General features: G+C 67.1%; 16 protein-coding genes and 3 pseudogenes. 12 read left to right on the forward strand and 7 right to left on the reverse strand.

Features of this window, described 5'->3' with window-relative positions:
• Positions 1 to 1,039: pseudogene (locus ACIP6U_RS09010) on the forward strand (IS1380 family transposase); the annotation flags it as partial.
• Between the two features lie 368 nt (positions 1,040 to 1,407).
• Here ACIP6U_RS09010 and ACIP6U_RS09015 read toward each other — a convergent pair.
• Positions 1,408 to 1,722: a nuclear transport factor 2 family protein gene (locus ACIP6U_RS09015; RefSeq protein ID WP_401715504.1), complete on the reverse strand. Its 315-nt coding sequence runs from the start codon at positions 1,720 to 1,722 to the stop codon at positions 1,408 to 1,410.
• 104 nt (positions 1,723 to 1,826) lie between these two features.
• Here ACIP6U_RS09015 and ACIP6U_RS09020 point away from each other — a divergent pair, with 104 nt between their 5' ends.
• Both ACIP6U_RS09020 and ACIP6U_RS09025 read left to right on the forward strand, forming a co-directional pair.
• Positions 1,827 to 3,509 (forward strand): ISAzo13 family transposase, encoded by a 1,683-nt coding sequence (locus tag ACIP6U_RS09020; protein WP_401714446.1) that lies wholly within the window; start codon positions 1,827 to 1,829, stop codon positions 3,507 to 3,509.
• Positions 3,510 to 3,664: 155 nt separating this feature from the next.
• Positions 3,665 to 5,104 carry an NF041680 family putative transposase gene (locus tag ACIP6U_RS09025; RefSeq protein WP_401714447.1) on the forward strand — a complete coding sequence of 480 codons (1,440 nt, stop codon included), beginning with the start codon at positions 3,665 to 3,667 and terminating at the stop codon, positions 5,102 to 5,104.
• Positions 5,105 to 5,271: 167 nt separating this feature from the next.
• Here ACIP6U_RS09025 and ACIP6U_RS09030 read toward each other — a convergent pair whose 3' ends face one another.
• On the reverse strand, positions 5,272 to 6,057 hold the full coding sequence (locus ACIP6U_RS09030) for an SDR family NAD(P)-dependent oxidoreductase (protein ID WP_401714448.1): 786 nt from the start codon (positions 6,055 to 6,057) through the stop codon (positions 5,272 to 5,274).
• A gap of 55 nt (positions 6,058 to 6,112) precedes the next feature.
• Here ACIP6U_RS09030 and ACIP6U_RS09035 point away from each other — a divergent pair, with 55 nt between their 5' ends.
• Positions 6,113 to 6,562 (forward strand): MarR family winged helix-turn-helix transcriptional regulator, encoded by a 450-nt coding sequence (locus tag ACIP6U_RS09035; protein WP_401714449.1) that lies wholly within the window; start codon positions 6,113 to 6,115, stop codon positions 6,560 to 6,562.
• On the opposite strand, the pseudogene ACIP6U_RS09040 reads toward ACIP6U_RS09035, so the two are convergent.
• Positions 6,522 to 6,818, reverse strand: a pseudogene (locus ACIP6U_RS09040) (hypothetical protein); the annotation flags it as partial. The gene ACIP6U_RS09035 and the pseudogene ACIP6U_RS09040 sit on opposite strands and share 41 nt — an antisense overlap.
• A gap of 13 nt (positions 6,819 to 6,831) precedes the next feature.
• Here ACIP6U_RS09040 and ACIP6U_RS09045 point away from each other — a divergent pair.
• The 8 genes and pseudogenes from ACIP6U_RS09045 (at position 6,832) to ACIP6U_RS09080 (ending at position 14,968) form a co-directional block, all read left to right on the forward strand.
• Complete coding sequence (locus ACIP6U_RS09045; protein ID WP_401714450.1) at positions 6,832 to 7,122, forward strand: hypothetical protein; 291 nt, start codon at positions 6,832 to 6,834, stop codon at positions 7,120 to 7,122.
• A gap of 38 nt (positions 7,123 to 7,160) precedes the next feature.
• Positions 7,161 to 7,499: a GNAT family N-acetyltransferase gene (locus tag ACIP6U_RS09050; protein ID WP_401714451.1), complete on the forward strand. Its 339-nt coding sequence runs from the start codon at positions 7,161 to 7,163 to the stop codon at positions 7,497 to 7,499.
• 326 nt (positions 7,500 to 7,825) lie between these two features.
• Positions 7,826 to 9,586: a S8 family peptidase gene (locus tag ACIP6U_RS09055; protein ID WP_401715506.1), complete on the forward strand. Its 1,761-nt coding sequence runs from the start codon at positions 7,826 to 7,828 to the stop codon at positions 9,584 to 9,586.
• Positions 9,587 to 10,059: 473 nt separating this feature from the next.
• The gene (locus tag ACIP6U_RS09060; RefSeq protein ID WP_401714452.1) at positions 10,060 to 10,704 is read left to right on the forward strand and encodes a class I SAM-dependent DNA methyltransferase; all 645 of its coding nucleotides are present in this window, start codon (positions 10,060 to 10,062) and stop codon (positions 10,702 to 10,704) included.
• Positions 10,705 to 11,183: 479 nt separating this feature from the next.
• On the forward strand, positions 11,184 to 11,765 hold the full coding sequence (locus ACIP6U_RS09065) for a YdeI family protein (protein WP_401714453.1): 582 nt from the start codon (positions 11,184 to 11,186) through the stop codon (positions 11,763 to 11,765).
• 101 nt (positions 11,766 to 11,866) lie between these two features.
• A complete protein-coding gene (locus ACIP6U_RS09070; RefSeq protein ID WP_401714454.1) occupies positions 11,867 to 12,817 on the forward strand; it encodes an alpha/beta fold hydrolase in 951 nt (316 codons plus the stop codon).
• A 236-nt stretch (positions 12,818 to 13,053) separates the two neighbouring features.
• Positions 13,054 to 13,473 (forward strand): annotated as a pseudogene (locus ACIP6U_RS09075) (transposase); the annotation flags it as partial.
• A gap of 121 nt (positions 13,474 to 13,594) precedes the next feature.
• On the forward strand, positions 13,595 to 14,968 hold the full coding sequence (locus ACIP6U_RS09080; protein ID WP_401714455.1) for an MATE family efflux transporter: 1,374 nt from the start codon (positions 13,595 to 13,597) through the stop codon (positions 14,966 to 14,968).
• Between the two features lie 41 nt (positions 14,969 to 15,009).
• Here ACIP6U_RS09080 and ACIP6U_RS09085 read toward each other — a convergent pair whose 3' ends face one another.
• The 4 genes from ACIP6U_RS09085 to ACIP6U_RS09100 all read right to left on the reverse strand — a co-directional run bounded on the left by ACIP6U_RS09085 (position 15,010) and on the right by ACIP6U_RS09100 (position 18,985).
• Positions 15,010 to 15,351, reverse strand: a complete 342-nt coding sequence (locus tag ACIP6U_RS09085) for a DUF6234 family protein (protein WP_401714456.1) — start codon at positions 15,349 to 15,351, stop codon at positions 15,010 to 15,012.
• Positions 15,352 to 15,601: 250 nt separating this feature from the next.
• Complete coding sequence (locus ACIP6U_RS09090) at positions 15,602 to 16,123, reverse strand: DUF664 domain-containing protein (protein ID WP_401714457.1); 522 nt, start codon at positions 16,121 to 16,123, stop codon at positions 15,602 to 15,604.
• A 194-nt stretch (positions 16,124 to 16,317) separates the two neighbouring features.
• A complete protein-coding gene (locus ACIP6U_RS09095) occupies positions 16,318 to 18,429 on the reverse strand; it encodes a glycoside hydrolase family 2 TIM barrel-domain containing protein (RefSeq protein ID WP_401714458.1) in 2,112 nt (703 codons plus the stop codon).
• Positions 18,430 to 18,805: 376 nt separating this feature from the next.
• Positions 18,806 to 18,985, reverse strand: a complete 180-nt coding sequence (locus ACIP6U_RS09100; RefSeq protein ID WP_401714459.1) for a ricin-type beta-trefoil lectin domain protein — start codon at positions 18,983 to 18,985, stop codon at positions 18,806 to 18,808.
• Positions 18,986 to 19,355 lie beyond the last annotated feature (370 nt).

A 19,355-nucleotide genomic window follows, 5' to 3' on the forward strand; every position in this document is an offset into this window, starting at 1 on the left:
TCGGTCCGGCCGCACTCACTCGCCTGCGCTCGGCGAGAGCCGTCGCCCGGGAGATCGTCTGGCTCCAGGCCGCCGAGACCACCGGGGGCATACCCGCAGCCCGCGCCGGTGGCCGCGACCTACCGAGCCTGGTCCTGGACCTCGACGCCACCCTCGTCACCTGCCACTCGGAGAAGGAACAGGCAGCGCCGACCTACAAACGCGGCTACGGCTACCACCCGCTGCTGTGCTTCCTGGACAACACCGGCGAAGCCCTGGCCGGGGTGCTGCGGCCGGGCAATGCCGGCGCCAACACCGCCGCCGACCACATTGCAGTCCTGGACGCTGCCTTGGCCCAGATCCCCGACGCCCACCGCCACGGCACCGACATCCTCATCCGCGCTGACAGCGCCGAAGGCGCGAAAGTCTTACTCGCCCACGTCCGAGCGCTGCGCGAGCGGGGAATCCACACCTTCTTCTCCGTCGGATAGGCCGTCACTGAACCAGTCCGCCGCGCAATCCGTGCCCTGCCCGACCACCTGTGGCACCCCGCGCTGGAGCAGGACGGCACTCTGCGCACCGGCGCCGAAGTGGCAGAACTGACCGGAACGGTGGACCTGGCCGACCACCCGGACGGCACCCGGATCATCGTCCGGCGCGAGCGCCCACATCCCGGCGCCCAGTTGTCCTTGTTCGATCTCGACGAGGGCATGCTCCACCAGGTCTTCCTCACCGACACCCCCCAGGGCGAAGGCTCCCTGCAGCATCTGGAGGTCCGCCACCGTGCGCACGCCCGCGTCGAGGACCGCATCCGCTGCGGCAAGAACACTGGTCTCGGCCGCTTCCCTCCCGCCACTTCGCCATCAATGCTGCCTGGCTCGAGCTGGCTCTGACCGCCGTCGACCTACTCGCGTGGACCCAAGTTCTGCTACTGGATGGCGAATTGGCCTCCGCCGAGCCGAAGAAGCTCCGCTACCGGCTGCTGCACGCAGCCGCCCGCATCACCGCATCCCGCGGAGCCTTCCGCGCCCGCGGCAATCGACGAACGACGGCCCGTTGATCCTCGTCACACCCCGGCCGAGCCCGTAAACCATGATCCAGCACCCGCCCCCGAGCACCGCCAACTACCCCGCCACCAGGACATATACCCAGCGAAAGAGGAACCCCGCACTAGGACCTGAAGGTCTTCTTCACGGTGGTCTCCAAGGAGCCCGCCGAGGTCGTCACCGCAGACATCTCGGCGTTCATCACTGCGCGGAAGAAGCCACGACGAAGGACGAAGGTCGTCCGACTCGAGTACGGTGAAGCGGCGCTCTCAGCGCGGACAATCAAGCGTCGGCCAGCTCGGCGCCTGGCCTCTGGGGCGGTAGAAACTGGGCTTCTGTCTCAGGGCTCACGCACGTGGATGGTGCTTGGCGAATCGATGCCCTATTGGGTGAAATCCATCCTCAGCCGGGTCTGGACGAGCTTCGAGATCTTCCACACCCCGTCGACCTTCTGGAAGTCGCAGCGGTAGTGGCCGTAGCCCTTCACCGAACGGAACTTCACGTCCCCGAGCTGTGTCACCGCGGTCGCGGGGTCATCCTCTGCGGGGATGACCATGTCTTCCATGTTCACGACGATCGACGCACTCGCAAGGGAGTGTACGTCGGCGGTGTAGGAGAACAGGTGGTGGATCGCCTCGGCGTTGCCCACGCTGGCCCTGATCGTCTCCTCGATGGCTTCGGGGCCTTCCAGCTCCAGATAGAGCTCGCCCTTGGGGCCGTAGGCCGCGAAGTGGACGGTCGGAGTAAGGGCTTGCCGGGAAACAAGTCGTGGCTTCCAGCTGCGGGACTCGTTGTTCTGGTATGGGGGGACCGGAGGGGATCGAGGCCGTCCTGGCTGCGAAGTTCCAGGTGTTGTTGCCGCATCTGGACGAGCGCCAGCGTCGGCTGGCCATAGGGGCGGAGGCCCTGTCGCTGGGTCATGGTGGGATCAGGCTGGTCGCTGCCGCAGCGGGGGTTCAAGAAGGTACGGTCTCGCGCGGAGCGGCTGAACTGGACTCTGGTCAGCCTGTGTTGGGGCGGGTCCGTCGTCCTGGCGGGGGCCGGAAGAAGGCTGTGGACCTCGATCCCGGGCTGCGACCGGCGCTGCTTGCGCTGGTCGAACCCGACGAGCGGGGCGACCCGATGTCGCCGCTGCGGTGGACGACGAAGTCGACCCGGAAGCTGGCGGTGGAGCTGACCCGGCAGGGCCACCGGGTCTCCGCCGACACGGTCGCGGGCCTGCTGCGGGAGGAAGGCTTCAGTCTCCAGGCCAACGCCAAAACCATCGAGGGTGCTCAGCACCCGGACCGGGACGCCCAGTTCCGCTACCTCAACGAGCAGGCACGAGACCACAGGGATGCCGGTGACCCGGTGATCAGCGTGGACAGCAAGAAGAAGGAGCTGATCGGCCACTACAAGAACGCCGGGCACCAATGGCGGCCCGCGGGACAGCCCGTGAGGGTCAAGACGCACGACTTCCCCGGCCAGGCCGAGAAAGCGATTCCGTACGGAATCTATGACATGGCGGCGAACACCGGCTGGGTCAGTATCGGCACCGATCACGACACCGCGGCGTTCGCCGTCGCCTCGATCCGGCGCTGGTGGCAGGCCCGCGGCCGGCACGATTACCCCCGCGCCCGCCGGCTGCTGATCACCGCCGACGGCGGAGGCTCCAACGGCTACCGCACCCGCGGCTGGAAGACCCAGCTCGCCGACCTCGCTGCTCAGACCGGTCTTGAGATCACGGTGTGTCACCTGCCGCCCGGCACATCGAAGTGGAACAAGATCGAGCACCGGCTGTTCTCCCACATCACCATGAACTGGCGCGGCAGACCCCTGACCAGCCACGAAGTCATGCTCCAAACCATCGCCGCGACCACCAGCCGCACCGGCCTCACCGTCCGTGCCGAACTTGACAGCAGGGAGTACCCCACCGGCATCCGCGTCAGTGACAACGAGATCGCTGCCCTGCCCATCACCCGCCATCGCTTCCACGGCGACTGGAACTACACCCTCCATCCCCAGGGTCCGATGGACGCGGCGACCAACAACAGCACATCGGACAAGACCAGGGCGAAGACACCGACTCGCCTCACGCGGCGTTCGCTCCAGAACCCGGAACTGACGGGGATGACCCGCCGGCAGCTCAGCGACCTCATCGACGCGTTGACCCCAGCGATGGAGGTCCAACGCGAGCACGTGCTCCGCACACGTCGAGGCCACGAGCGCCTCGTGGCCCCCGGCGCAGGCGCCAAAGCCAAGCTCACCTCAGCCGACCGGGTCCTGGTCACCGTGCTCCATCTGCGAAAACTCGCGAACATGGACCTCCTGGGCCAGCTCTTCAACACCACCGCCATGACCATCAGCCGCGCAGCGAAAGACGTCCGCCCGCTCCTGGAAGCCCATGGTGTTCATATCCCCGCCTCAACGGCCCGTTTCCGCACGCAGGAAGACATCGCCAGGTTCCTCGATCTCGACACAACCAAGATCAAACCAACGTGTTGATTCCCGGCAAGCCCTAAGCTTGGCGTTTATGGTCCGTGGTCGAACATGGCCTCGAACTTGGTGATGGTTTCGGCTGACTGCCGGACGTGAGAGCGGCCTTCGTCTGATCCTGTGCTCCGTCACAGAGGCACTTGACCAGTACGAAGGCCGTAGCGATGAGTCTGCTGCAGCGGGATGTCCCGCGGGATGCGTTTGCCGAACTGTCATTCTTCCGGATGGAGTTCTATGCCTGCCTGACCCAGCGACCCGACGCCTTGTTCGAGCTGAGTGATGCCTTGCTGTGTGCTGACGGCCCGGTGAGGACGTTGGTCGAGCTGTCCCTGGCGCCTGAGCATCAGCGTGGGCATGGTGCGTTGTACGGCGGCCTGAACCGCGGGCAACTGGATCTGTCCCGGCTGCGCAGAGCACTGGCAGGTCTGCCGCTTCCCCGGACGGCGGAGGGGCGGTTGGTCCTGGCGGTCGATGTCAGCAACTGGCTGCGGCCGGATGCGAATACCAGCCCGGACCGGCTGTTCTGCCATACATACGGTCGGGGCAGGGGCTCCGCCCAGATGATCCCCGGATGGCCCTACTCCTTCGTCGCCGCTCTCGAGCCGGGTCGGACGTCGTGGACTGCCATGCTGGATGTGGTCCGGCTGTGTCCGTGGGACGACGCGATCGCCGTCACCGCCGTCCAAGTCCGGGAGGTGTTCCAGCGGCTGTGTGTGGCAGGCCAGTGGCAGATCGGTGACCCGCCCGTCCTGATCGTCGTCGATGCCGGCTATGACGTGACCCGCCTGGCTTTCCTGCTCGCGGACCTGCCGTTGGAACTGCTGGGCCGGATGCGTTCGGACCGCGTCCTGTACTTCCCACCCCCGCCGCAGCCGCCGGGCAAGCGCGGGCGCAAGCCCAAGCGCGGGGCGGAGTTCAAGTTCGAGGATCCCGACACCCAGCCGGTCCCGTCCGTCACCACGGCGACCGACACCACCCACTACGGGAAGGCCGTCGCCACCGCCTGGGACCGCCTGCACCCGCTGCTGGTCCGGCGCTCGGCCTGGGCCGACCACCCCGAAGGACAGCTTCCGGTCATCGAAGGCACCGTCATCCGCCTTCAGGTCGACCACCTCCGCGGAGACCGCAGCCCCAGACCCATCTGGCTGTGGTGGTCGGCCAACACCGCTACTGCCGGGGATGTGGACCGACTCTGGCAGGCATTCCTACGCCGATTCGATCTGGAACACACCTTCAGAATGTTCAAGCAGACGCTGGGCTGGACCGCTCCCAAACTCCGCGAGCCGGCCGCCGCCGACCGCTGGACCTGGCTCATCATTGCCGCCCACACCCAACTCCGCCTCGCCCGTCCCCTCGCAGAAGACCTCCGCAAACCCTGGGAACGGCCCGCACGCCAAGGGCGCCTCACACCCGCGCGGGTCCGCCGAGGATTTCGCCGCCTCCACAGGAAAACCCCTCAGCCGGCCAGTGCACCGAAACCCAGCACCGCAGGCCCCGGCCGGCCAACCGGCAAGAGGAACAAGCACCGTGCACGCGAGCACCCCGTCGGGAAACAGGACAAACCAAACCTCGCGGCAGCCACCACAAGCAGCACAGCTGCATAAACGCCAAGCTAAGAACTCCTAACGGAATGGTGTACGAGGGAGTTGGAAGGCTGTTCGTCCGTGCGGCCGGCCAGGACCTTTGCCGCCCACTCGGGGTCCTGGTTCTAGATCTGTGAGTGGCGCAGCCCAAGCCGCGGGAAGCCGGTCACGGGCTGTGCGGTGGAGTGTCAGTCCTCTACGCGACCGTCGGGCCGGTAAACGGGCACGCCGAAGCGGTCGGACATAGCCTCAAAAGCGCGCTGTTCGGTGGCGCGCTGTTCGGTGAAGTCGGGTGCGGCAGTCGGGCCGAAGCCGACTTCCGCGTGGGAGCCGTCCAGTAGGGGGAAGACGGTGTCGCAGAATTCATCCAGCTCAGCACCGTGTGTCTGGCCAGGGCCGGCGAGTTCGGTGGCCACCGCCGGGGGTATGAGTTCCACCACTCGGACCGGCGTTGCTTTGAGGGCGTGGCGGAGGTTCACGGTGTAGCTGTGCAGTGCGGCTTTGGCCGCGCTGTAGAGCGGGGCGAACGGCTGTGGGAAGAAGGCCCCGCCGGAGGTGACGTTGATCAGCGCGCTGGGACGACCGTGGGCCAGCATGTGTGGGACGAGCAACTGCCCGAGGTGGACCGGCGCGGCGAACAGGATGTCAATCTCGTTCTGCGCTTCGGCCCAGGGGGATCGGTCCGAGGCAATGCCCAGCCGTCGCTGGATACCGGCGTTGTTGATCAGCACATCCAGCTCCGGCATGGTCTGCCGGACGTGATCAGCCAGGCGCTGCCGTCCTTCAGGGGTGGCGATGTCGTTGGTGAGGGTTTCGATGCCTGGCAGGCGTTCGGCCACCGCGGTGAGCCGACCGGAGCTGCGGCCGGTGATCATGACGCGGTGTCCGGCGGCGAGGTGCCGTTCGGCCAAGCCGAGCCCGATGCCCGAGCCGCCGCCAGTGATGAGCACTGAACGCTTCCCTTGAGTTGCCATGTAAACCATCATGGATGACGTATGTTTACATGGCAACTCAAGGGAAGGGGGTTCCATGACGCAGCCCCTCAACGACGCTGAGATGGCGCGGTGGACCGCCTGGAAGCGAGCGAATGAGGTGGTACTCGCTGCGGTCGCACGAGAGATCCACAGTGCGGCCGGGCTGTCCGCAGCCGACTTTGCCGTCCTCTCGCGCGTGATCGAGAACGGCGATGGCCGCATGCCCCAGCAGGACCTCGGCGCCATGCTGAGCTGGAAACGCGCCCGCCTGTCGCGTCAGCTCTCCCGTATGGCCGCACGCGGACTCCTGCAGCGCGAAGACGGACATGGCAGGCGCGTGCTGATCACCGCAACGGACGACGGCCGGACCGCCCTCGCTGCGGCCCGCCCGGCCCACGCGCGGGCAGTCCGTCGCGCTCTGTTCGAGCACTCCCTCACGCCGGGCTCCGATGACTTCTGGAATGTCATCCGGGAGATCTCCTCAACTCCTGAGGGGACACCGTAGGCACCCGTCGCCGGGACTTCAGGCGCCGCCAACAAATGAGCGCGCATCCGAGGGTGAGGAAGGCTTGATGAATGTCGTCGCGTATCTCCCCGCGGATGCGTAGGCGGCGGAACCAGTACAGATGGGCGAACGCACGCTCGACGACCCAGCGTTGGGTGCCCAGGCCGGAGCCGTGCTCGGTGCCGCGGCGGGCGATCAGCGGCTTCACGCCGAGATCCCAGACCAGGCGGCGGTACTTGTCGTGGTCGTAGCCGCGGAACGGGGGTTCCATGATCCGGCCGCTCCTACGACGCCGCCGTGCGGTCACGGGCGTCCCGGTCCCGGACCTGTGCACGCCCGGCCGACACGCCCTGGCCACCGAGCACCTGCTGCTCTACACCCCGGTGACCCAACTCGACGCGGTGGCGGCCGTTTCCGCGGGAGCGGACCCCGAAGCCCAGCGCTGGCAGGGCAACCACATGGACCAGCTCGTACCGGACGCCGACATCAGACGGGCCCTGCTGCGCATGGGCCCCACCATCGCCGCCCCCGCCGGTTCATCAAGGCCAACCCTGAGCTGACCGAACCCTTCGAACCCAGCCCCGGGACGTCCGAGTTCATGGTCTGCGTACACCGCGACAGCGGACGCTACGCCGGATACCTCGAAATCCACCACGACACCGGTGAGATCGGCGGCATCCTCGCCCCCGACCACCGAGGCCAGGGCCTCGGCGCTGAACTGTTCCTGGCAGGCGCCGAGTTCGCCCACACCCACGCCGGTCTGCCGACCGTCCGGGCCGGCACCGCTACAGCAAACCTCGCATGCCGCCGCGCCCTGGAACACGCCGGCTTCACCCCAGCCCCCGGCCCCACCCGCCACACCCTCCCCGACGGCCGAGAACTCGACACCGTCTGGTACCAACACCAAGCCACCACATCAACCTGCACGAAACCCTGAAACACAAGCCGAGAGACGAAAGGGCGAAGAGGCAATTCCGCATGTCCTGACCACGGCCGGCGCCAGGTCGGCGGGGTATGCCAGGGCGCGATCGGCGTCGCCGAGTTCCGAGAGGTCTCGGCCCCTCGATGCCCACAGTGCATCTCTTTTCAGCCATGCCCCTATGACGTCCCTGCGCGGAAAGGTACTTCCGCACAGGAGCATGCACCTGACATCTTGCATCCACCATTCGTTTCGTACGGCCCCCCGCTGCCCTCAGCGCGGCCGGGCCGTCTCAGGAGGACGCATTGAGACCCCCCATATCCGGCCGCCCCAGACGCACGCTGGTGCTGGCGGCCACGCTCGGCGCCGTCCTCGCGTTCGGCGCCCCGGGCGCCCTCGCGGGCACGCTCCCCGTCGTCCCCTCCACGGCGTCGGCCGCCAAGGCCCCCGCTCCGGCCGCCGTGCCGGCTTCCCGTAGTGCGGCCTGGGTGGCCGGTACGCGTGCCTACCTCGTGATCACCGCCCCCGGTGACAACTCCGCAGTCCGTTCCGCGATCGAGGCCAACGGCGGCACCGTCTTCTCGAACTTCGACGCCATCGGCGTGATCGTCGCCCACTCGGCGTCCAGCGGGTTCGCCGCCGCCATGCGCAGCGTCGCCGGCGTGCAGCAGGTCGGCGCCACGCGCACCTCGGACGTCCCGGCCGCCGCCTACAACCCGGCGATCCCGGCCAGTCCGGCTCAGGCCTCGACCCCGGCCGGAGAACCCGTCCGGGCCGACATGAGCCAGATCAAGGCCGACCAGGCCTGGGCCGTGAACCCGGGCTCCGCCTCGGTCAAGGTCGGCATCCTGGACACCGGTGTCGACGACCAACACCAGGACCTCGCGCCCAACTTCGACGCGGCCGACTCTGTCTCCTGCGCCTACGGCAAGCCCGACACCCGTGCCGGAGCCTGGCGGGACGTCGACACGCACGGCACCCACGTAGCGGGCACCATCGCCGCGGCCAAGAACGGCAAGGGCGTCGTCGGCGTGGCCCCCGGGGTGTCGATCGCCGCGGTCCGGGTCGCCGAGCCGGGCAACGCCTTCTTCTTCGCCGAGAACACCATCTGCGGCTTCGTCTGGGCCGGTGACCACGGCTTCAAGGTCACCAACAACAGCTATTACACGGACCCTTGGCAGTTCAACTGCCCGGACAACATCGACCAGGCCGCCATCATCGAGGGCGTCAAGCGCGCCCAGGAGTACGCCGAGGGCAAGGGCTCCCTCCAGGTCGCCGCCGCGGGCAACGAGAACTACGACCTCGCCCACAAGACGACCGACTCCGCGAGCCCGAACGACTCGACGCCGGTCACCCGCACCATCACCAACGCCTGCCTCGACATCCCGACCGAGCTGCCGGGCGTGGTCACAGTCGCGGCCAACGGCACCGGCGTCACCAAGGCCTCGTTCTCCAACTACGGGCAGGGCGTCATCGACGTCGCGGCGCCGGGCAGCAACGTGTACTCCACCGTCCCCGGCGGCGGCTACGGCAGCAAGAGCGGCACCTCGATGGCCACCCCGCACGTGGTCGGCGTGGCGGCACTCCTCGCCAGCGCCGACCCGGGCATCACCCCGGCGCAGCTCCGCGCCAAGCTGGCCGCCCAGGCCAACGACATCGCCTGCCCCTCGGACAGCCGCTGCACGGGCACGACGGCCAACAACTCGTTCTTCGGCGAGGGACAGGTCGACGCCCTCAAGGCCGTCGGGACCACCCCGCCGGCGGGCACGTACTTCGAGAACCTCACGGACTTCGCCATCAACGACAACGCGACCGTGGAGAGCCCGATCGCCGTCACCGGCGTGACCGGCAACGCCCCGGCCACCCTCAAGGTGGGTGTGGACATCAAGCACACCTACACCGGGGACCTGAAGGTCGACCTGGTAGCGCCGGACGGCACCGTCTACACGCTGCACAACCACACCGGCGGCAGCGCCGACAACATCGCCCAGACCTACACCGTCAACGCCTCCTCGGAGATCGCGAACGGCACCTGGAAACTGCGCGTCAACGACAACGCCGCCTCCGACACAGGCAAGATCGACGCCTGGAACCTGACCTTCTAGCGCAGGGCCCGGCAACGCCCGCGTACAGCACGCACTGCGCCGGCGACAGCTCCCCGACCGCGGTCGCGGACAAGGCGGGCTACGGTCTGTTCGGCCAGGGCCGCGAACTGCTGGGCGGCAGAGGGCATATGGGCCCCGACGGCGGCGTACGCCCCCGTCGGGGCCACCCTGCCGGAGGCGTCCCCAGGAGGCCCCGAGGAGTGCCGGCCGGCCCGTTCCGCATCTCTTCGTCGTGCTCATGGGTCCAGCGGGTGAAACTGGGCGTGGACATGAGCAGGTGCAGCTCGGCATAGGCCAGAGCAATCGGTTCGGGTTCGTTGTCAGCGGACAGCCTGGTCCGCCACCACGGGAGGGCGACGGGCCTGTCCCGTCTCGAAGGATCTGGCCTCCGTCTCAAGTGACCTGGTCTGATGCGTCGTTGATCCCGGTTGATCCGGTTCGTCATCCTGATCACCGCACTACTCTGTCGAGCCATGAACGCAGACCGCTGGTTGGCGGACACCCGGACCTCGTACGACACGGTCGCGGCCGACTATGCCGACCAACTGCGCGAGGCCCTGGCCGGGGCCCCGTATCTGCGGGCGGCGCTGGCGCTGTTCGCCGACTTGGTGCACGCCGCCGGCGGCGGACCGGTGGCGGACGTGGGCTGTGGGCCCGGACACGTCACCGCTCACCTCCACGAGCTGGGTGTGGACGCTTTCGGCATCGACCTCTCCCCCGGCATGATCGACATCGCCCGGCGCGACCACCCCCGCCTGCGGTTCGAGGTGGGCTCGATGACCGACCTCGACCTCGCCGATGCTTCAGTCATCGGCCTGCTCGCGTTCTGGTCGTTGATTCACGTCCCCGACGAAGCCGTCCCCACGGTCTTCGGCCATTTCCGGCGCGTATTGCCTCCCGGGGGACCACTGCTGATCGGCTTTCACGTCGGCAACCAGTCAAACCTGAAGACGCAGGGCTACGGCGGCCACCCGATGAACGTCCACGTTCACCGCCGCCGGCCCGACCAAGTGGCGGCCTGGCTGCGCGACGCCGGGTTCACCATTGAGGCCCACATGCTGATCGACCCCGACGAGAGCGTCCCAGGTGCGGTCCTCTTCGCGCGCCGTAAGGCCTAGCCACATCAGCCGGTTGTCATGCGGGGCTCACACAGCTTCTGAGCTTGTTCTTTAACCTCTGGTGCTTCTCATGGCCTGCGACATGTACGGTCCGTGGTGACAGGTGGGCTGTACCCACGACTTGCGGATGCGTTCCCGGCACTTGCTACCGAGATCGTGAACTGCTGCGTGCTGAGGGTGAACCGCTGGCCGAGGTGCTCGCTGACCTGCCCTACTACGGCCCGTGCACCGGTACCTCAACCTGCTGACCGCGCCGCCCGGTTCGTCGGGTTCCTCCAGGCGGGGAGATCGGGCACATCCGAGTACGCGACCTCGACGTCGGCCGTCAGCTCAAGCAGTTCCTCGACTCGACGGGTGGCCTGTGACAGCAGGGCGAAGCCCGCCAAGTAGTGAGCCGGTCAGGTCGCCTGAGTAGGTCGCTCGAGCGCTGCGCTCGAGTAGGTCAGAATCTGTCCTATAGGGCCTCTAGTCTGCGGTTTATGCAGAAATACGAGGACGGCGTCGAGATCCTTGTCCCCGCGAGCCCGGTCGAGCTTGAGGCCTGGCTCGACACGCATCACGGGGAACGAACCGCGCTCTGGGTGAAGATCGCCAAGAAGCGTACCGGCATCCCGTCGCTCACCTGGGAAGAGATGGTCGACACGGTGCTCTGCTTTGGCTGCATCGACGGTCAGCGGCGGGGCTTCGACGACTCGTACTTTCTGCAGCGCACGACACCCCGCAGCCCCCGCTCCGCCTGGTCGCAGGTGAACGTCGACAAGGCCGAGGCGCTGATCGCGGCGGGTCGGATGCGCCCCCGCGGCCTTGCCGAGGTCGAGGCGGCGCGGGCAGACGGCCGCTGGGCGAGGGCATATGCCTCGCCGAAGAACGCCACCGCACCACCGGATCTCATCGAAGCTCTCGATGCGAACCCGGCAGCGCGGGCGTTCTACGACACGCTCGGCAAGTCCGACCAGTTCGCGCTGTACCTCGCTCTGGTCACCGCCCGTACCGAGAAGACGCGGCTGGCCCGCTTGGAGCGGATGCTGGCGTCGATGGCAAGGTCTGAACGGCCGTCATGATCGACCGCTCGGTCGCGCGAAGAGTTCGCGATTCGACAACCCGAACCGTCTTCGGGAACTTCACCTAATCCCAATCACCCCGAAAGCAATAAGGGAACACGATGGCCAATTCTACCGATTTCCCCAAACCCACCATTATTCTGGTCAACGGCGTGGAACTCGAAGTCTTCGAAGCAGGACGAGAAAACAAGGGAAAGCCCATCGTGCTCTGCCACGGCTGGCCTGAGCACGCGTACTCCTGGCGCCACCTGATGCCCGTCCTCGTCGAAGCCGGCTACCACGTCATCGCACCGAACCAGCGGGGTTTCGGTAACTCATCCTGCCCGGCCGAAGTGACGGACTACGACATCGACCACCTGTCGGACGACCTCGTCGCGCTCCTTGACCACTACGGATACGACGATGCCACCTTCGTCGGCCATGACTGGGGTGCATTTGTCGTCTGGTCGCTGGCCCTGCTGCACCCCAACCGTGTGAACAAGGTGATCAACCTGTCCTTGCCTTACCAGGTGCGCGGTGAAACGCCGTGGATCGAGGTCATGGAACAGTTCCTCGGCGGCGACTTCTACTTCGTCCACTTCAATCGACAGCCGGGCGTTGCGGACACCGTGTTCGATGCGAACACAAGCCAGTTCATCCGCAACCTTTACCGGAAGAACGTGCCCCCGGCGCCCCCTGAGCCAGGCATGGCGTTTATCAACCTCGCCCTGGCGGAAGCACCGCTCGGTGAGCCTGTCATGAGCGACAGCGACCTGGCCGTCTACATCTCCGGGTTCGAAACGTCGGGATTCACGGGCGGCATCAACTGGTACCGGAACCTCGACCGCAACTGGCACCTGCTGGCGGACGTGGACCCGATCATCCAGCAGCCCGCCCTCATGCTCTACGGCGACCGGGACTTGGCGGTCCCGAGGTCCGAGACCCTGACAGAGTTCGTGCCCAACGTAGATGTGGTCGGCCTGGACTGCGGTCACTGGATTCAGGAGGAAATGCCTGAGGAAACAAACCAAGCGATTTCAAAATGGCTGGAACAGCAGGATGCCACCGTCTGAGCTTGATTCTGTCGGGGATCTTGGAGTTTCCCGGTGCGCCGACGTGATCCGTGGGCCTGCTCGGAGTGTTCCGAGAGCCCGTGCAGTTGTTGAGGTGTCCGTTGTCGCTCCGTCCTCGTTTCGGTGAGCAAGTCACGCTTCTGAGCGTGTTCTTCACGGCCTGAGGCCGAATTAGGCCTCGAACTAGGCCACTCACCTGGGTGTTCACCGGGACGCTGGGGCGGCCTTCGTCTGATCATGTGCGCTGGCAGGCGTTCCTGAGAAGGGTCGACATCGAGCACCTCTTCAGGCTGATGAAACAGACCCTCGGGCGGACGCGGCCGAAGCTTCGCACCCCCGAGGCCGGCGAGCGCTGGACCTAGCTGGTCATCGCCACGCACACCCAGATTCGCCTTCCGCGCGGGGCCGCCGCCGACTTGCGGCGGCCGTGGGAGAAGCCCGCCGAGCCCGGCCGGCTGACCCCGGCCCGAATCCGCCGGGGGTTCAGAAACCTCCGCCCACATCTCACCTGCCCGGCCCGTGCACCGAAACCCTCAACACTCGTACCAGGCAGGCCACTTGGCTCGAAGAACCAGCGGCCCGCCACCCGCAACGACGTGGGCAAGACCGTGAAACGACCCGAGAGCATCGCCGAACGAAACCGACTCAGACCATAAAGAGCAAGCTGAGCACTGCTATGCGGCCCTTCACGTCTCCCTGCCGCCGCGTCGGTAGGCTCGGGGTGGTCTGGGTAACTGGTGTGCGGAGACGCGGAGTTGAGTGGCAGGATGTGGCTGTGTGAGCGACTCCAGCGCATTCATGACCATCGCCAAGTCAGCCGCGCCGCTCTATGTGACCACCCTCGCCGCTTCGGCGGGCTCGCTCGTCGACACCGCGCTCCTGGGCCGCCACGCCACCCTCTCACTGGCCGCGTTCGCCGTGACAGTGGCCGTTTTCAGCCCGGCTACTGCCACCGTGGCGGGTGCGCTCCGCGGGGTGATGCCGTTCATCGCGCCGCACCGCAACGACCCCGGGAACCTGCTGCCGTTGGTGCGCAGCGGTATGTGGCTGTCATTCGCTGTGGGCGGAGTGTGTGCCGCAGCGGTGGCGGCAGTGCCGCTGCTCGGCACAGTGTTCGGAGTTCGGCCCGGCGTCCTCTCCCAGCTGGGTACATTCCCGTGGATGCTGGCGGGCAGCGTACTGCTGATCGCGGTCGGCCAGTCGGCGACGTCCGTGCTGGTCGCCCTGGGCCAATCCGCTCAGGTGATGCGGTCCGGTCTGGTGGGCACTGCGGCGTCGGTGACACTGTCTGTGCTGCTCGTCGGAGGCCCAGGACCGCTGCCGAGCTATGGGCTGACCGGTGCGGGCCTGGCCATGCTCGCCTCCAGCCTGGTCAGTACCAGCCTCAACCAGTACGCACTGCGCCGCCACACGGTGCTGGCGGGAGGACGGATACGGCCCGGGCGGCCGGAGCTGGGCCAGATACTGCGTCTGGCCCAGGTGGGACTCCCACTTGGCGGGACTGTACTCGTCAAGTTCTCGGTGCTCGGAGTACTGACCTTCGCGGCCGCCCGGATCAGTACCGACAGCGCCGCCGTGCACAGCGTGTCGGAATCACTGGTGAACGTCATCTTCACCGCGGCGGTCACGGTCGGCCAGGCCACGGTCCCGCTGATCGCCGCATACTCCGAGGCACAGGACACCGTGCGCATCCGGCGCAGCGTGTGGGCCGGGATTCGGGTGGCCCTGTGCGCAGTCGCCGTACTCGGAACCGTCCTGCTCGTGCTGCGAGACCCGATAGTGGGCCTGTTCACCAAGACCCCGGCACTGGAGAACCAGGTGATCCGGCTGTTGCCACTGATCCTGGCAGTAGTGGTCACCGACGCTCTTCAAGCAGTGGCAGGCTTCGGCCTCGTCGGACTCAAACGCACCGGGCCAAGTCTGGTGTCCACGGCGCTGTGGTTCGGGATCCTGGCCGCCCTGTCCGTGCCAATCGCCGACACAGCCGGGTTGCCCGTTCTGTGGACCGCCCTGGCTTGTGCGAATGTGCTCCAGGCCGTCAGCAAGTTGGTGTCTTTCCTTCGCCTCAGCGCCCAGATCGGCACGCCCGTCTCATCGACAGCGCCGGGCGGGAACGCCATCGCTGCACCACGACCGGGGCCAAGGCACTGAACGCCTCCGGGCCTTTTGAACGCCCCGGTGTCGAGACGGTGCTACCGGTCGGTCACGTGGTTCAAAGGCGGCATGCCGGCCCTCGTTGGTAGCGGTCGTGGATGAGCACGCTCGTACTGGTCGTGCCAAGCAGCGATCGTGAAACACAGCGCGATGGCTGCTACAAGGAGTTGGACCGCACCCGCGAACGGATGTGCCGAGTACAGGAAGAAAACGGCGATCACGAGCACGCCCAATGTGAACCCGCCGAGCCAGAGGACCGGAACCCAGTCCATCGGGGATGCCGCGGCTTGCTCGTCCACACGGCCCCACCCATGGATGACCGACGTCAGCCCCAGCAGAAAGGCGACCGGGATTTCGATGAGCAGCGCGATCAGGCTCATGCAGCCACCCGCGAACCCGTCGCCTCGCGAGCCTGCCCTCGAACTACAAGTGAAGGCACTCGCTCGTACGAGTGTTCCGGGGACGTGAACTCCTACCAGCTTCCTCAACGCCTCAACCCCCACGGCGCAAGAGGTGGTTGGAAAGGGCCATCGCAGTACGCAGCGGCCCGGCCCCTGCCCGGGCCGGACGAGGAAACCGCGCAGCGGGAGAGGCAGACCATGACGGGAGTCTTCCAGCCGAACCGCCGTGTCAGGTCAGGACCAGCCAACGCCGGCCGTCGATGAGTTCCCGTGCCGCGTCGAGGTGACCGGCGTGGCACGCAGTCTCGGTGATGACGTGCAGCAGGACGTCGCGCAGGGTGTGCAGATGCGGCTCGCCGAACAGGTCGTGAGGCCACCACGCCAGGGCGGCATCGGCGGCAGTGGCGGTGATGACGGCGTCGGCAAGCTCTGCCTCCTGCCGGTATGAGTCGAGGACAGCGGCAGCCCGTGTTTCCGGATCCACCTTCCAGGCTTCGTCGCCGCTCGTCAGAGCGTGGATGGTCGTTTCGTCCCCGGCGACAACAGCGCGGAACCAGAACCGCTCGACGTCCAGCGCAAGGTGCTGGACCATTCCCAGGCAGTGCCATCCGGATGGCAGCACCGGCCGTCGCAGAGCCTCTTCGTCGAGCCCGTCAAGGGTGCCCAGGACATGGCGGCGCTGCCCGTCCAAAACCCGGAGAAGTGTTCTGACCTCCCTGCCGGGAGCCGTTTCGTATGCACTTTCGGTCACGACACCCAGGATTCCCCAACACCGCTGGAGTCGCAGGACGTTCCCTGATCGTCCGGGACACCACGCCGTCCAGGACACAGCCCGCACCCGCCGTCGAACTGCCCGGGAGACGGCTCTCACATCCGTTGTCTGCGGGGCTCGGTGCGAGGGCCGGTGTCCGGCCTCGTGCGAGGTCAGCCGTCAGCCGGTCCGTTCTAGGTGAGGGTCCAGGTGGCGGTGTCGGTATGTGTCGCGCCTTGAATGGAGGCCGTCACAGTGACGGTGTTGACGCCTGGACGCAGCTGTACCCCGGTCCATCTGAAGATGCGGTCCGTGGTGCTCCGCTTGCCGAGTGAGGTGCCGTTGAGCGTTGCGGTCACCTCCGTGGCGTTCGAGTAGACCTTCAGTTCCGTCGACGCTGTGGTTCGAGTGGTCCAGCGGCGGCTGGTGATGTGAAGGGTGGGTGTGGCAGCCCAGTTGGCCTTGTACCAGTAGAAGGCGTCCTTGCGGATCGACCGGTCGCGGGTGACCAGCCCCTTGTCGTTGATCCCTGGTTGGCCGCCCTCGTTGCGCCCGTCGGAAGCGAAGTCGAACATGTTCCAGACGAAGGACCCCCAGACGAAGGGCCGTTCGGCGAGCTGCTTCCAGGACGCTTCGTGCAGCAGCGCCTGGTACTCCTCAGGGTGGAAGGAGCCGCCCGGGGTGGGCGCCGGCGGGTTGAGCGCGTGCTGGGTGGTGTTCGCGCCCGCCCCGTACTCCGAGACGGCGAAGGTGCGTTGCGGCTCGGCCCCGTGCAGGCTGTCGGCCCAGCTTCCAAGGTCGTTGTACGAGCCTCCGTACCAGCCGAAGTACTTGTTGTAGGCGGTGGTGTCCGCGTGTCCCGCGACCTGGGCGTCGTTGCCGAGGTGGTTCGCGTAGGCGCTGATGCGCTCCGGGTCCTCGACTGCGACGAGCGCAGCGAGTTCGTCCAGCAGCGCGTTCGTGGCGGTGTTGTCACTGCGCTGCTCATTGCCGATCCCCCAGAAGACGATCGAGGGGTGGTTGTAGTTCTGGCGGATCAACTCGCGCAACTGGTTCTTCGTGCTCGCCGTGAACGCCGCCGAGTTCGTGATCGCGTCCACCAGCGGGATCTCGGCCCACACGACCACGCCTGCGGCGTCCGCGAGGTTGTAGTCCTTCTGATCGTGCTGGTAGTGCGCCATGCGAACCGCGGTGGCGCCGAGTTCCTTGATGAGGGCGAAGTCCTGCGCGTGGTCCGCGTCGCTCACGGCCCAGCCGACGCCGGCGCGATCCTGGTGCAGGTTGACGCCGTGCAGGCTCAGGTGGCGGCCGTTGAGCGTGAAGCCGGAGGCCGCGTCGAGGCTGAAACTGCGCAGCCCGAGTGGCTCGGTCACCACGTCCGTGACCGTGCCCGCGGTCGCGTCGCGGACCTCGACATGGGCGCTGTACTGGTACGGGTCCGCCACGCCGTTCCACAGGCGGGGGTTGGTGATGGTGATCGTCTGGAGGACGTCCAGGCCGGAGTTGGCCGCGATGGGCTGCGGCGCGCTGCTCCGGTCGGCCACGATCGTGCCGGTCGTGTCGGTGACGACGGCGCGCACCACCAGCGAGCGGCTGGTGCTGTTGTTGTTGAAGACGGTCGCCTTCACGTCGACGGTGGCGGAGGCTGCAGTCACGCTGCGCTGGCGCAGATAGGCGCCCGGGCCCGCGTAGTCGAGCATCCGCAGCGCGAGCTTGTCGACCGCGTACAGGCTGACGTTCCGGTAGATGCCGCCCTCGAACGTGTAGTCGGCGCTGAGGGGCGCGACATCGGGGTTGTTCGCGTTGGTCACCCTCACCGCCAGGACGCTCTCGCGACCCGGCGTGATCTGGGCGGTGGCACCGAACCGGAAACGCGAATAACCACCCTCGTGCCGACCGAGGAGGGTGCCGTCGATCCAGACGTCAGCGACCTGGTTGACCCCCGCGAACTGAAGGAAGAGCATCTTCCCGGACAAGTCCGTGGGAACAGTGACGCGCCTGCGGTACCAGCCGACACCCCGGTAGTAGTTGCCGCCCCCGTCCGCGCCGTCCTGGCCGTTCCAGGTGTGCGGGACGCTGAGGGGGGTCCATGAGGTGTCGTCGAAGGCGGGCGCCTGCGCACCTGCCACGTCGCCTTGATGGAAGCGCCACCCGGAGTTGAGGCTCAGCCATGTACGCAGGGCGGGCGGGGTGTACGTCTGCGCGGCCACCGGCGCGGCAGCGGCCGCGCCCCCGGCGGCGAAGGTGGCCAGCGCGCCTCCCGCCACGGTGCCGAGTACCTGGCGACGGCTGAGAAACTCGTTCATGGCGTGCCTTCCCGAGAGTGGGCGGCTGCGGCCCGGACAGCACGTGCCTCCGCACCGCGCACGGTGGTCCGAGCCTCTATTACGAGGTCATATACGTGAACTTTGAGCTACGGCGTGATCCGCCTGTGAGGAAGCTAGAGGAAGAGGATCTGATGAACAACCCGGTGTAACAGACGAATTGGCCAATGACGCGAGAAGAGACCGGAACCGAACTGTGTCTACGTAGATGAACACGGAATCTCTGGCAGCCGAGCTCCGCGATGGAGCGCGACGGTGGGTCCGCGCCCGCCGGAACTAGCCCGATCGGCAGGCGGGGCGCGGGACGATGTCATCCGATGAGCGCCGGGGCCAGTATTCGGACCAGGACCGCTTCTGGTTAGCGCCTCCGTTGCACGCCCGCAACTGCAAGCCTGCCGTTCGCGGTCTTCCCGCCCACCGCGTCCAGGCACAGGCCGGAGGGCTGGGCGAAGATGCTGCTGTCGCTCTTCACGGTCCACTTCTGGGATGTACCGCCGTGGCAGTTCTCGAAGACGTCGAGGCACTCGGTGGCACCCATCGTGTACGGCTCACCGTTGGAAGTCGGAGAGATCTGACGGCTGAGGCCACCTTGCACTCCCGGCTCTACTCCTTGGTCCGGGGCTGTACACGGTGCCGCCGTCGGTGTCGATGCACTTGCCAGAGTCGGCACTGACCAGCGCGCCGATACCGCCCGTCCCGGAGGTCGGGACCGCCGAGGTGAAGGTGACTTCGCAGGCGGCCGCCTTGCGGAGGGTTTCGGCGGAGAAGCCGAAGCCTCCACTGATCTGCACACCTGGACCAAACAGCCCGGGCCCATCACCGAGGCGGATGACCGCTGGTACGAGAAGCTGGGCACTTCGAGCTGGCCTGAAGAGGCCTGGTGCGACCCGTGGGTCTTTCCAGGCCCG

The organism is Streptomyces sp. NPDC088794 (assembly GCF_044750545.1).
Classification (GTDB): Bacteria; Actinomycetota; Actinomycetes; order Streptomycetales; family Streptomycetaceae; genus Streptomyces.